The sequence below is a fragment of the Halobacterium jilantaiense genome (genome assembly GCF_900110535.1).
GTDB lineage: Archaea > Halobacteriota > Halobacteria > Halobacteriales > Halobacteriaceae > Halobacterium > Halobacterium jilantaiense.
Map to the genome: position 1 here is coordinate 204,646 of NZ_FOJA01000001.1, position 12,131 is coordinate 216,776.

Annotated in this window: 12 protein-coding genes and 1 tRNA gene; 5 read left to right on the plus strand and 8 right to left on the minus strand. The window is 69.6% G+C overall.

The annotated features are described in order from the left end of the window. Positions 1 to 19: 19 nt before the first annotated feature. The 3 genes from BMW35_RS01170 (at position 20) to BMW35_RS01180 (ending at position 5,655) form a co-directional block, all read left to right on the plus strand. Entirely contained in the window at positions 20 to 2,041 is a 2,022-nt protein-coding gene (locus BMW35_RS01170; RefSeq protein WP_089667325.1) for a hypothetical protein, read from the plus strand. Between the two features lie 222 nt (positions 2,042 to 2,263). Continuing rightward, positions 2,264 to 4,015 carry a PAS domain S-box protein gene (locus tag BMW35_RS01175; RefSeq protein WP_089667326.1) on the plus strand — a complete coding sequence of 584 codons (1,752 nt, stop codon included), beginning with the start codon at positions 2,264 to 2,266 and terminating at the stop codon, positions 4,013 to 4,015. A gap of 2 nt (positions 4,016 to 4,017) precedes the next feature. Beyond that, positions 4,018 to 5,655, plus strand: coding sequence for a sensor histidine kinase (locus BMW35_RS01180; RefSeq protein WP_245708107.1), 1,638 nt, complete (start codon positions 4,018 to 4,020; stop codon positions 5,653 to 5,655). A 12-nt stretch (positions 5,656 to 5,667) separates the two neighbouring features. On the opposite strand, the gene BMW35_RS01185 is transcribed toward BMW35_RS01180, so the two are convergent. From BMW35_RS01185 to BMW35_RS01195, 3 genes are all read right to left on the minus strand, one after another. Beyond that, on the minus strand, positions 5,668 to 6,441 hold the full coding sequence (locus tag BMW35_RS01185; RefSeq protein WP_089667327.1) for a hypothetical protein: 774 nt from the start codon (positions 6,439 to 6,441) through the stop codon (positions 5,668 to 5,670). A 248-nt stretch (positions 6,442 to 6,689) separates the two neighbouring features. Continuing rightward, positions 6,690 to 6,761, minus strand: a tRNA-Thr gene (locus tag BMW35_RS01190). A gap of 77 nt (positions 6,762 to 6,838) precedes the next feature. Next, positions 6,839 to 7,870, minus strand: a complete 1,032-nt coding sequence (locus BMW35_RS01195; RefSeq protein ID WP_089667328.1) for a class I SAM-dependent methyltransferase — start codon at positions 7,868 to 7,870, stop codon at positions 6,839 to 6,841. A 96-nt stretch (positions 7,871 to 7,966) separates the two neighbouring features. On the opposite strand from BMW35_RS01195, the gene dph5 reads away from it, so the two are divergent. Next, positions 7,967 to 8,749 (plus strand): diphthine synthase, encoded by a 783-nt coding sequence (dph5, locus tag BMW35_RS01200; RefSeq protein WP_089667329.1) that lies wholly within the window; start codon positions 7,967 to 7,969, stop codon positions 8,747 to 8,749. Positions 8,750 to 8,755: 6 nt separating this feature from the next. Here the strand turns inward: dph5 and BMW35_RS01205 are convergent, their stop codons facing one another. From BMW35_RS01205 to BMW35_RS01225, 5 genes are all read right to left on the minus strand, one after another. Next, positions 8,756 to 9,136: an SAM-dependent methyltransferase gene (locus BMW35_RS01205; protein ID WP_089667330.1), complete on the minus strand. Its 381-nt coding sequence runs from the start codon at positions 9,134 to 9,136 to the stop codon at positions 8,756 to 8,758. Beyond that, the gene (locus BMW35_RS01210; RefSeq protein WP_089667331.1) at positions 9,133 to 9,351 is read right to left on the minus strand and encodes a hypothetical protein; all 219 of its coding nucleotides are present in this window, start codon (positions 9,349 to 9,351) and stop codon (positions 9,133 to 9,135) included. The genes BMW35_RS01205 and BMW35_RS01210 overlap by 4 nt, the downstream gene beginning before the upstream one ends. 93 nt (positions 9,352 to 9,444) lie before the next feature. Continuing rightward, a complete protein-coding gene (locus tag BMW35_RS01215; RefSeq protein ID WP_089667332.1) occupies positions 9,445 to 10,227 on the minus strand; it encodes a VOC family protein in 783 nt (260 codons plus the stop codon). Positions 10,228 to 10,283: 56 nt separating this feature from the next. Then, on the minus strand, positions 10,284 to 10,661 hold the full coding sequence (locus BMW35_RS01220; protein ID WP_245708108.1) for a DUF8050 family protein: 378 nt from the start codon (positions 10,659 to 10,661) through the stop codon (positions 10,284 to 10,286). 45 nt (positions 10,662 to 10,706) lie between these two features. Beyond that, on the minus strand, positions 10,707 to 11,819 hold the full coding sequence (locus tag BMW35_RS01225; RefSeq protein WP_089667333.1) for an OBG GTPase family GTP-binding protein: 1,113 nt from the start codon (positions 11,817 to 11,819) through the stop codon (positions 10,707 to 10,709). A gap of 100 nt (positions 11,820 to 11,919) precedes the next feature. On the opposite strand from BMW35_RS01225, the gene BMW35_RS01230 reads away from it, so the two are divergent. Further along, the gene (locus BMW35_RS01230; RefSeq protein ID WP_089667334.1) at positions 11,920 to 12,126 is read left to right on the plus strand and encodes a VNG_1110C family protein; all 207 of its coding nucleotides are present in this window, start codon (positions 11,920 to 11,922) and stop codon (positions 12,124 to 12,126) included. The last annotated feature ends 5 nt before the right edge of the window (positions 12,127 to 12,131 follow it).

The following is a 12,131-nucleotide window of genomic DNA, read 5'->3' on the forward strand; positions in this document are numbered from 1 at the left end:
CGCGCCCGGAGTGTGTCGCATGGACCGCGCGGCCGTCGCTGTCGTCGCCCTGCTCGTCGCGTCGCTCGCCGCCCCCGTCGCCGGCCAGCCAGCCCCCGCAGCCGACGACCACTCGACTGCCGTCGAGGCCGACACCGAACTCGTCCGCCAGTCCGCGACCGACGCGCTGTCGGCCGCCGACGCGGACTCGGACGGACAGACGGCAACCATCCAGAAGCGCGTCGAACTGTTCCTCACGCCCGAGGAGCCCGGCCGCATCGACGTCGTCGTGGCGTACACGCTCCCGGACGCCGTCTCGTCGCTGTCGGTCCGGGTGCCCGACCGCACCGTCGGTGTCGAGACCAGCGACTTCGAGCAGACCAGCGACGACTACGAGTGGGACGGCGAGGACGACGCCGCACAGCTCCGCGTCACTGTCGACGCGAACCGCAGCGCGAGCGGGTCGCGGTCGGGCGCGCTCGCCCAGGAGGGCGAGTACTCGTTCCTGGACGCTGGCGACTGGGCGGTCGTCACCGTGCCGACGTTCCGCACCGGCTGGGGCTGGTCGGGCCCCGAGGGCCTGACCGTCGACATCTCGGAGACGACGAGTGTCGCCGGCGAGGGGTCGACCGGCGGCGAACTGGCGCTGCTCGGCGACGTGACCGAGTACACGCGGACCGCCAGCGGCCAGACGTTCACCCTCGCCGTCCCGGCGCGCGCCGACATGGCAGAGGGCGTGGACGACGTGCTCGACGCGCTCGCGGCCGCCTCACAGCGCATGCAGGTCGGGGACCGCGACGACCGAGTCTGGATTGGGGTCGCGCCGACCGACGCCGAGTGGGGCGTCCGCGGCGTCGAGTACGGCGGCAACGACGCCTGGGTGCTCGCCGACGCCCGGCTGGACGAACCGTCGAACGTCTGGCTCCACGAGTACGTCCACACCCGGCAGGGCTACACCACGGCCGAGTCCGGGCGGTGGACGATGGAGGCGGCCGCCGAGTACTACGCCGCCGCGCTCTCTCTGGACCTCGACTACGTCGACTTCTCGCAGTACCGCGAGTACCTCGGGTACGGCGGCCGGGACCCCTGGCGCGAGGCCGTCCTCGCCTCGCCGTCGACGTGGTCGTCGGGCGCGAACTACCTGAAAGGCAGCCTCGTCTGGGGCGACCTCGACCGTCGGGTGCGGCTGGCGACCGACCACCGGGCGGCGATGCGGGACGTCCTCTGGGCGCTGAACCGGCAGGACGGCGACGTCTCTAACGGGGACGTGGTGGACGCCGTGCGGAACGCGTCGACGCCGGCCGTCGCGAGCGCGGCCGAACGGTTCACGACCACGGACGCCACGCCCGAGATGTGGTCGCGGGGCGAGTACTCGGCGGCGTTCTCCGTGGAGCCGCCGCGGCTGACCGTCGCCGACACCGAGTACAGCGTCGCCGGGCCGTTCCGGAACGAGACGTTCCAGACGGTGCCGACGCTGTACGTCGGGGAGACACTGACTGTCACCGCGACGGTGACCAACGCCGGCGGCACCCGGGGCGAGTACGAGGCGCGACTCGACGACGGTAACCGGACCGTGGCCGTCGACTCGGGCTCGCTGGCGGGCGACGAGTCGACGGAACTCGCCGTCGAGCACATGCTCGCGTCGGCCGGCACCTACAATCTCACGCTCGGCCGCGACACGCGGCCGGTGACGGTACGGTCGCCGGCGACCGTCCGAGTACAGGACCTCTCGGTGGACCCCGACCGCGTGCCGGTCGGGGGACGCGTCAACGTCACCGCGACCCTCGCGAACCCGACAGCAGACCCCGCCAGAGGGCCGGTCGCAGTGACACTCGACGACGAGCGGGTCGCCGCGCTGAACGTCACGCTCGCGGCGGGCGCGTCCACGACCAGGACGACGACACTCACGCTCTCCGCGGCGGGCCGGTACGAGGTCGGCGCGGGAGACCAGATGGTCACCGTGCGTTCGGGCGAGAGCAGTGGGACAGCGCCCGGATTCGGGCTCACGGTCGCAGCACTCGCTGCCTCGGCGGCCGCACTCGTTGCCGCCAGAGCGCGGTGACGGACCCAGTGGCCGTCTGTCGAGCCCGCCCACGGCCGTCTGCGCGTTCGCTCGCGCGGACGTGACCGGCGTCTGTGGGGCCGGCTGACGAGGACGCAACGCTGGATTAATATCGTTCGCCAGTCCAGTTGCGTCCCAGCCCTCGGGAAGTAAACTGCCGGCTTAAGTGAGCGGACCCGCACACATTCGGACAACGCCGCCGCCTCACCGAGGTACTCGCCGATGACACCCTCTGACACATACGCCGCCGTGCTCGACAGTGTGACCGACCCGGTCGTTGTCGTCCGCGACGGCACCGTCACGTACGCCAACACGTCGTTCAGCGAACTGACCGACTCGGTGGACCCCGTCGGTGAGCCGATTCGGTCGTTCGCTCCGAGAGACACCGCCGCCGACGTCGAACGGTTCTGTGACGCCGTCGCGACGGGCGCGACGGTGGACGACCGCGCGAGACTCGTGTTCGCCGGCGACGGGGGCGACCGCCGTCTCGTCACCGTCGACGCCACGCGAATCGGCTCCGACGACGACGGCCACGCCACGGCACTCGTCGTCGTCGACTCGCTGGAGACCGACAGCGCGTGGACGCATCAGGAGCGAATCCTCGACGCTCTCCCGGTCGGCGTCTTCAGAGCGCGGCTCACGGACGGCGAACTCCTCGCCGCGAACGACGAACTGGTGGCGCTCGCCGACGCCGACTCGAAGGCCGACCTTCGCGGTCGCGACACCGAGATACTCTACGCCGACCCGGAGGCCCGGGAGGCCGTCGCCGACACGCTCCGCGAAGACGGTGTGCTCCAGGAGACGGAAGTGGAGCTAGAGACGCTCTCCGGCGACACCTTCTGGGGGTCGCTCAGTGCCGTGACTGACGACCTCGGCGACGAGGTCGTCATCGACGGCGTCGTCCAGGACGTCACCGAGCGCCGCGAACTCGAGACGGAACTCCGACAGCGCGCCGAGCAGTTCCGCCGGATGTTCAGACGCCACTCCGCGCCGATGCTGCTCGTCGACCCGGACACCGGCGGCATCCGGAACGCCAACGACGCCGCCGCGGAGTTCTACGGCTACTCGACCGGCGAACTCGCGGGCATGACCGTCGACGACCTCAACGTCATGCCGCCCGACGAACTCGAAGCGGAGCGTGAACGCGCCGAGGCCCGCGAGCGCAACCACTTCCTCTTCGAGCACGAACTCGCGGACGGCCAGATGCGGACGGTCGAGGTCCACTCCTCCCCCATCGAACTCGAAGACGACGCGCTGCTGTTCTCCATCGTCGTCGACGTCACCGACCGCGCGGACTACGAGCAGCGCCTCGAAACCCAGCGGGACAACCTCGAAGTCCTCAATCAGGTGTTGCGCCACGACATCCGCAACGACCTCCAGCTCGTGCTGGCGTACGCCGAGATGCTCGCCGGCGAGGTGGCCGACGAGCAAGACGACTACGTCGAACGCATCCTGGACAGCGCGGACCACGCCGTCGAACTGACGAAGACCGCCCGCGACATCGCGGACGTGATGCTGACCGAGACGGACAACAACCACCCGGTGGCGCTCCGGTCGACGCTGGAGACCGAACTCGAGGAGGTCCGGACATCGTTCCCCGGAGCCGCAGTCACCGTCGCCGGCTCCATCCCGGACGCCACCGTCCACGGCAACGACATGCTCGACTCGGTGTTCCGGAACCTCCTGAAGAACGCTGTCCAGCACAACGACAAGCCGGTGCCGGAGGTGACCGTCAGCGCCGAGCGGAACGGCGACACCGCCACTGTCAGAGTCGCCGACAACGGACCGGGGGTCCCCGACCCGCACAAGGACGCCATCTTCGGGAAGGGCGAGACCGGGCTCGAAAGCGACGGCACCGGCATGGGGCTGTACCTCGTAGAGACGCTCGTGGACGCTGTCGGCGGCGACGTATCGGTCGCCGACAACGACCCCGAGGGAGCGGTGTTCGCGGTGACACTCCGGGTCGCTGACTGACGATGCGGTCGCGCCGCATCTTCGTCGTCCTGCTGGTCACGTCAGCGGTCGTCCTGTCCGGGGCGACGTGGGCGGGCTTCCAGGCGTACCAGGACGCCGTCATGGACGAACACCACGCCGACGTCGAGCGCAGCGGCGACCTCGTCCGCGTGGGCCTCGACGCGCGGCTGGCCGCTCAGCGACAGACGGTCGAACTCTGGTCCGGTGTCCCCGCGGTCGCCGACCACGGCACTGACGGGCAGCGCGCGGCGCTCGACCGACTCGTCGGGGACACGCTGTTCTCGGGCGCGTCCGTGGTCGCCGCGAACGGCACGATGACGGCGCTCGTCTCCGACCTCTCGCCGGCGGACCGCGACGCGGTCGTCGGCACGAACTTCGGCGACCGGACGTACGTCCAGCGCGCGATGGCCGGCGAGACGTACGTCAGCGACCCCGTCGCGGCTCAGACCGGCAACACGGTCGTCACCGTGAGCGCGCCAGTGCGCCACGACGGCGAGGTCGTCGCCACCCTGAACGCGGCGCTGCACCTCTCGGAGACCGAATTCTTCGACGCGGCGACTGGAAGCCTCGACGCAGAGACCGGCGTGACGGTCACCGCGAGTGACGGCACCGTCATCTACGAGAGAGCGCCGTCCCCGAACACGTCGCTCACCACGGCCCGCGTGTCCCTCTCGGAGGTGCCGTGGCGGGTGACGGTGTCGGAGTCACGGGCCAGCGTCCAGCCGGCAATCCGCCGGCTCAGCCTGCTTCAGGCCGGCAGCGTGGCGGCCGTGCTGGCGGTCGTCGCCGGCTTCGGCTGGTGGAACTACCGCCGGAACGTCTCCCAGTTCGAGGCGCTCCGCGACGGATTCGAGGCGCTGCAGAACGGCGAGTACGGCACCCACATCGACGTCGGCGGCCCCGACGAGTGGGAGCGCATCGGCCGCGGCTTCGACGAGATGAGCGACACCGTCCGCCGGTCTGTCGACGAGAGCCGCGAGCGAGCGCGCCAGCTCCAGGTGCTCGACCGCGTGCTCAGACATACGCTCCGGAACGAACTGAACGTCGTCCGCGGACGCGCCGAACTCCTCGCCGACGCCGACGACCCCGGAGTCGCCGGCCACGCCGCCCACATCGTCGAGCGATGCGACGACCTGCTCGAAACCGCGGAGAAAGAACGCGTCATCAATCAGGTGCTCGACACCGACACCAGCGCGGGCCCGGTCGACATCCCGCACGCCGTCGAGCGCGCGGTCGAAACCGCTCGCGACGACTATCCGGACGCGGCCATCGCCCTCGACGCCCCCGACCACGCGCGCGCCGTCACCGTGCCACAGTTCGGAGTCGCGGTCCGGGAGCTCGTCGAGAACGGCATCCGACACGCCGACCGCGGCCCCGCACAGGTCGCCGTCGACGTCACCGCCGACGAGGACGTCGTCCGCGTCCGCGTGACTGATCACGGCCCCGGCATCCCCGAGATGGAACGCCGCGTCCTCAGCGGCGAGGACGCCATCGACGAACTCCACCACAGCCAAGGCCTCGGCCTCTGGCTCGTCCACTGGACTGTCGCGCACTCCGGGGGCGACCTCTCGTTCGCCGACAACGACCCCCGGGGGTCGGTCGTCACTATCACCCTCCCCGTCCCGCCGGAGGGCCCCTGACCACCTCGCGAGTCAGCGGCCGTACCGCGGGTGGTCGACGAGGTCGCCCACGTCGCTCTCCAGGCGACTGAGCCGGTTCGCGAGCCGGTCTCGGCCGTGGCGGAGCTCGCGGTACTCCCAGTCCAGGTCGTCGTCCAGCGACACGAACGCCAGTTCGTCGGACTCGACGTCGTACTCCTCGCGGTAGCACGCCGACGCCGTCCGGAGCGCGTGCGCCCGCCGCATCGCCGCCGCCCCGGATTCGAGGTGGTTCTGAGCCGCAGTGTACGCCTCGCGGGCGTCGTCGACGAGCGACTCGAAGGACTCCTCGCCCTGCACGCCACCCATCTCGTTCCGGTACTGCAGCGCCTCCTCGGCCTCCTCGACGGCCGTCTCGCCGTCGCTCCGCCGGCCTCTGGCCTCGCGGAACGCGGCCTCGGCGGTGTGGAACCGCGCGAACGACTGCAGCGCCAGTAACTCGCCGAACCGCCGCGCCGCCGTCCGGAACGCCGCCCACGTCAGGCCCTGTTCGCTGCCGTGTTCGCCGAGCGTTCCGAACCAGTCGTCGTCGTACTGCGCCCGCACGAACTCTCGGAGGTGCGCGACCGCGTCCTCGTCGTCGAGCGCAGCCCCCGGGACACCGTCGCTGTCCGCCACGGCCGACGCGACCCCAGAACTGTGCTCGCGCATCGCGTCGAACAGCTCTGGTGTCTCCTCGCTGAGGTGTTCCGAGCACGCGTCCGCCGCCCGCTCGACTGCCGTCTCGTCGTCTGTCAATCCGACTCGCCCGTCCGGCTTCACGACCATCTCGCCGACAATAGATAGACAGGTAACATAAATGCCCGCTCTCGCCTCGACGCGTCCGTGTCGACGACATCACGACTGCCCACGAGAAGCGACACGGCCGTCTCTCCGCGGTGAAACAGTACCAGAAGAGCCGGTGGAGGGATTTGAACCACGGGAAGACGAACCGCTCGCGCTGCTCGCGGTTGCGACTCCCCTGGTTCGAATCCCGACGGTCGCTCCGCTCCTCCCCGAAGTTCGTCGCAGAAGCAAGCCGGTGGAGGGATTTGAACCCTCGGCCTATTCCTTACGAAGGAATCGCTCTACCGCTGAGCTACACCGGCACGGCGCGACAGTGCATCGCGTGCCGACTCCTCTTCGCACCCAATCGTAGCCGGATACGAGAAATAAGGCTTGCGAATCACCGGCGCGTCAGGCGGACGTCCAGCACGACGTTGAACTCGTGGGGCGCGTACGACCGGACCGTGTGCCGGGTCTCGACTGCCACGTCGTACTCGGGCTCGGCTGCCGCCCGAATCGCGGTCTCGCCGGCCTCGAAGCGCCCGTCCTCGTGCTGGATGTCGTAGTAGTGCAGCACGCAGTCGTCGCCCGCGAGCGCGACGGCGGTGTCGAGGAACTCGCCCGCGGTGTGCGGGAGATTCATCACAACGCGGTCGGCCCAGTCCTCGTACTCGCCAGTGACCTCGCGGACGCCGTCACTTCGATCCGCTCGTGACGAGCCCGAGACTACGTCTCGGACGTCCCCCGCGATAGCGGTCACGCGGTCGCCGACGCCGTTCCGCCGGGCGTTCTCGTGCAGGTACTCGATTGCGGTCTCGTTCACGTCGGTCGCGACGACCTCGGCACCGGCCGACGCCATCGGGACCGCGTACGGCCCGACGCCCGCGAACATGTCGAAAGCGTGCTCGCCGGGACTGACCTGCTCGATTACGCGGTGGCGCTCGGTCGCGAGCCGGGGCGAGAAGTAGACGGCGTCGAGGTCGAGCGCGAACTCGTGGCCGTACTCCCGGTGGACGGTCTCCGTCGAGTCGCCGACGAGCACGTCCCAGTCGCGGACGCGCTGCTCGCCCTTGATCTTCGACGCGCGGTTCAGCACCGTCTCGACGGGGATGTCCGAGTCGACGACCGCGTCAGCGATGTCACGGGCGCGCTCGTCGTCGTCCTCGTCGACGACCACGATGTCTCCGAGGCGCTCGTACGAGGGGTCGAAGCCCAGAATGTCCGCGGGCGTGGTCTGGGTCCGGCGCTCGGGCGCGTCGAACTCGACGACGTCCAGGTCGTCGGAGACAGATTCGGGGGCGGTGACGGGGATGTAGAGCGCGTCGTCGTCGCCCGTTATCGCGTAGTCGGCGTCCACGAGGTCGGCGTCGGCGAGGCGCTGCCGGGTGGCTTCACCGTCCTCGACCGGGACGCGGACGCAGGGTACTGCCATCGCCGAAACTCGGTCGGCGCGGGCCTTACCGGTGTCGCTTGCACCACGGCCGGGACGACTCGAAACCCATAGGGACGGCCCGCGCGAAGCGTAGGTATGCTCACGTTCGTCGGACTCGGGCTCTACGACGAGCGGTCGGTCACCGTCGAGGGGCGGGACGCCATCGCGGCCGCCGACCGCGCGTTCGCCGAGTTCTACACCAGCCGCCTCGTCGGGGCCGGCGTCGACGACCTCGAGGACTACCACGACACGACCATCGAGGTCCGCGACCGCGCGGGCGTCGAACAGAACCCTGAGCCCATCCTGGACGCCGCCGAGGACGGCGACGCCGTCTTCCTCACGGCCGGGGACACGATGATTTCGACGACGCACGTCGACCTCCGGCTGCGCGCCGCCGACCGCGGCATCGAGACGCGCGTCGTCCACGCGCCGACCGCCGAGTCCGCCGCGTCGAGCCTGACCGGCCTCCAGAACTACCGGTTCGGGAAGGCGACGACGCTCCCCTTCGAGTGGGCGCACGGGGCCGACGGCGTCCCGGCCTCGGTCGTCGAGACCGTCGAAGCGAACCGCGAGCGCGGCCTCCACACCCTGGTCTACCTCGACATCAAGGTCGACCACCCGAGCGTCGACGGCGACGCCTACATGACCGCCAGCGAGGCCGCGGGGCTGCTCGCCGAACACTGGGACCCGGACGCCCTCGGCGTCGTCGTCGCGCGCGCCGGCGCTCCGGACGCGACCGTGCGCGCCGACCGCCTCGGTGCGCTCGCGGAGTCGGACTTCGGCGACCCGCTACACCTGCTCGTGGTGCCGGGCGACCTCCACCACGTCGAGGCGGACGCACTCGCCGGACTCGCGGGCGCGCCCGAAGACGCCCTCTGAGACCGGTCAGTCGAGTGGCGGCTTGAGGTCGAGGACGGGACTGCCGTCCGCCATATCCACCCCCCGGACTGCGAGTGTTCCGTCGTCGGTGTCGACGGCGACGACCTCGCACTCGGTGAAACAGATGGGGTTCGGGCGCGCCGGCGAGCGCGTCGAGAAGACGCCGCGCTCGCCGTCCCTGACCCGCAACACGTCGCGGTCGGCGCGGTCCGCCCACCACACCACGACCACGCTGTCGCCGTGCGCGAACTCGCCGATTCCGTCCCGGAACTGCTCGTCGACGCGCACGTTCCCGCAGTACGCCGTCTCCTCGCCCTGCGGCGGGGCCTCGCTCGTCGTCTCGAACGGTGTCTCCACGCGGCCGATTGGCACGACGTCCGCGCTCATCGAATCACCTGCTGGGCGAGCAGGGCCAGCACGACGACGCTGAGTCCGGTGACCGGGACGGCCCACAGCTGGCCGCCCAGCCCCTCGCCGGCCAGCACGCTGCCGCCCGCGTACCCGAGCAAGAGGAACAGGACGCCGAGGGCGACGAGGAACACGCCCCACTCGTTGCCGTCCGTGGCCGTCGCCAGCCGCTCTCGGAACGGGGTGTCTGCCATATCTGGCTGCACGCCGTCGCCCTACAAAAGAGAGGGGGTCGGTCGCGTCGCCTGCAAGCGGTCTGCGTCCGCGGTGCGGTGTCGGCCTGTCGACTACGAGCGGTCCATCGGCGACGCGTCGGGGTTCAGAACCTCGATCTCGTGGCCGTCCGGCGTCTTCGTGAACGCGTAGTTGTCGTCGCAGGACTCGGGGTCGCGGTAGTCCTCAGACTCCCGCGTCATCAGGGTCGCCCAGTCGTCGTGGAGGTCGTCGACGCGCACGGCGAGGTGGCCCCAGCCGTCGCCGAGCGTGTAGCTCCGGCCGTCGTAGTTGTACGTGAGCTCGACGGCCATCGCCTCGTCGCCGCCGTCCTCGGGCTTCAGGAAGTAGTTCGCGAAGGAGTCGGCCTCCCAGCGGCCCGTGTGCTCGTACTCGAACTTCCGCGTCCAGTAGCCGAGGTGCTGGTCGGCGTCCTCGACGCGCACCATCGTGTGGTCGATGCTCCAGCGCGGCCCGACCTCGCGCTCGACGATTTCTATCTCGTGGCCGTCGGGGTCTTTCACGAAGGCGTAGCTGCCGCCACAGGACTCGGGGTCGCGGTAGTCCGCGACGCCCGCGTCCATCAGCTCCTCGTAGGCGTCGAAGACGTCCTCGACGCGCACGGCGATGTGACCGAACGCGTCGCCGTTGTCGTACTCGTCGGTGTCGTGGTTCTCGGTCAGTTCGAGGAACGCGCCGTCCTCGCCGGGGTCCTCGGGACCGAGGTAGACGTTCGTGAACGTGTCGGCCTCCCAGCGCGCGTGTTCGATGTAATCGAGGTGCTCGCCGTACCAGTCGAGGGACTCCTCGAGGTCGCCGACGCGCATCATCACGTGGTCGAGTACGAAGTCTGCCATACCAGAACGGTCACGAGGCGCGTCGAAAAGCGTACCGGAGCCGGAACCAGCGTCGGCTACTCGCGGCCCGCCGCGAACGCGTAGACGGCGGCCGCGCCGAGCGCGAGCGCGCCCACCGGAATCCCGGTGACGGTCCGATGGCGGGACAGCGCCAGCGCCAGCGACCCGACGCTCCCGGCCGCGAGCGCGAGCAATCCGGCGGTCATCTTCCGGTCCATGTCCAGCCCCGCAGCGGCGATGCCCGCCAGCCAGAGCGTCGTCGCAACGGGCCACGCCCGGTACTGGGGTGGGACGGTGCCCGTGCGCTCGACCCATACCGGCAGTGAGGTGAACGTCAACGGCTCGGTGTAGAGGAAGCCCACGGAGAATAGGGGATACACGCCGTTCTCCAGCACGACCACGACCCATGGGAGAAGGCCTACGAGGACGGCCACTGCGACGACTCGCCGTCGCGCGGTGCCCAGCAAGCCACCGGCCATCTACCGGCGGGCGACCACGCGCAACACGTCCTCGTCTTCGAGAACGTGGTCGCGGCCGACCTGCTGCTCGTCGTGTATCGCCGACGGTCCCGTCACGCGCGCGAACCGGAAGCGCTCGTCGAGGGTGCCGCCGAGCTTCTGGAGGGCGTCGTCGACAGTCTCGCCCTCCCGGATTATCAGCGGCTCCTCCCAGTCGATGCCCCGGCCGGGCTTGTCCATGTAGATGCGGATGAGCCCGAGCTCCGCCCACATCTGGTCTTTGAGCGAGTCCAGACCCTTCTCCTCCGCCGCGGAGATGAAGATGGCCTCGTCGGGGTCGATGCCCTGCTCGCGCAACTGGGCCTTCATCGTGTCCACGTACGACGGCTCGATGAGGTCGACTTTGTTCACGGCGACGAGCGACGGCATGTAGACGCGGTTGTCCATCACGCCGTCGATGAGCTTGTCCACCGAGGGGTTGCCGCGGATGGTCACGTCGGCGTTGATGAACCCGCGCTCGCGGAGAATCTCCTTGACGGTGTCCTCGTCGAGGTCCATGTCGCCGGACGTGTTCACGTCGATGCCGTCCTTCCCCTTCCGCCGAACCGTCACCGACGGCGGCTCCTCGTCCACGCGGATGTTCACGTTGTACAGTTCCTCGGAGAGCCGCTCGTACTGCTCGACCTCGAACGCCGACAGCATGAAAATGACCAGGTCGGCGGCGCGGATGACGGAGAGAATCTCTTTCCCGCCGCCGCGGCCGCCGGCCGCGCCCTCGATGAGCCCCGGCACGTCCAGCAACTGGATGTTCGCGCCGCGGTACTCCAACATTCCGGGGTTCACGTCGAGGGTCGTGAACTCGTAGGCACCGACCTCGCTGTCCGCGTTCGTCATCGCGTTGATGAGCGAGGACTTCCCGACCGACGGGAAGCCGACCAGCGCCACCGTCGCGTCGCCGTGCTGCTCGACGGCGTAGCCGCCACCGCCGCTCCCGCCCGCCTCCTGGGCCTCCAGTTTCTCCTTCAGCTCGGCGAGCTTCGCCTTCAGGCGGCCGATGTGGGCCTCCGTCGACTTGTTGTACGGCGTCTCGGCGATTTCTTCTTCGAGCGATTCGATATCCTCCTCGAGCCCCATTACTCGCTCGTAGACCGCAGGTGCCGAAAAGCGCTTTCCTCCGCGGCCCCGTGAATTCGTTTCGACACGTTAATACGCCGGCTGAAGCCACGACGAAGTGATGGGAGACCCCTCCACGTTCCGAGACAGCACGCAGATCGTGCTGCCGGAGTCCACAGTGGAGGGACTCGACACCGACCTCGAAGCGGAGTTCATGGTCTCCGTCTTCGAACCCGAGGACGCCGCCGTGGTCCGCATCATCGGGAGTCCCGTGGTCATCAAGGAGGTCAGTGACTTCCTCGCGCGCCAGGGCGTCCACCTGCCCTGAGTTCG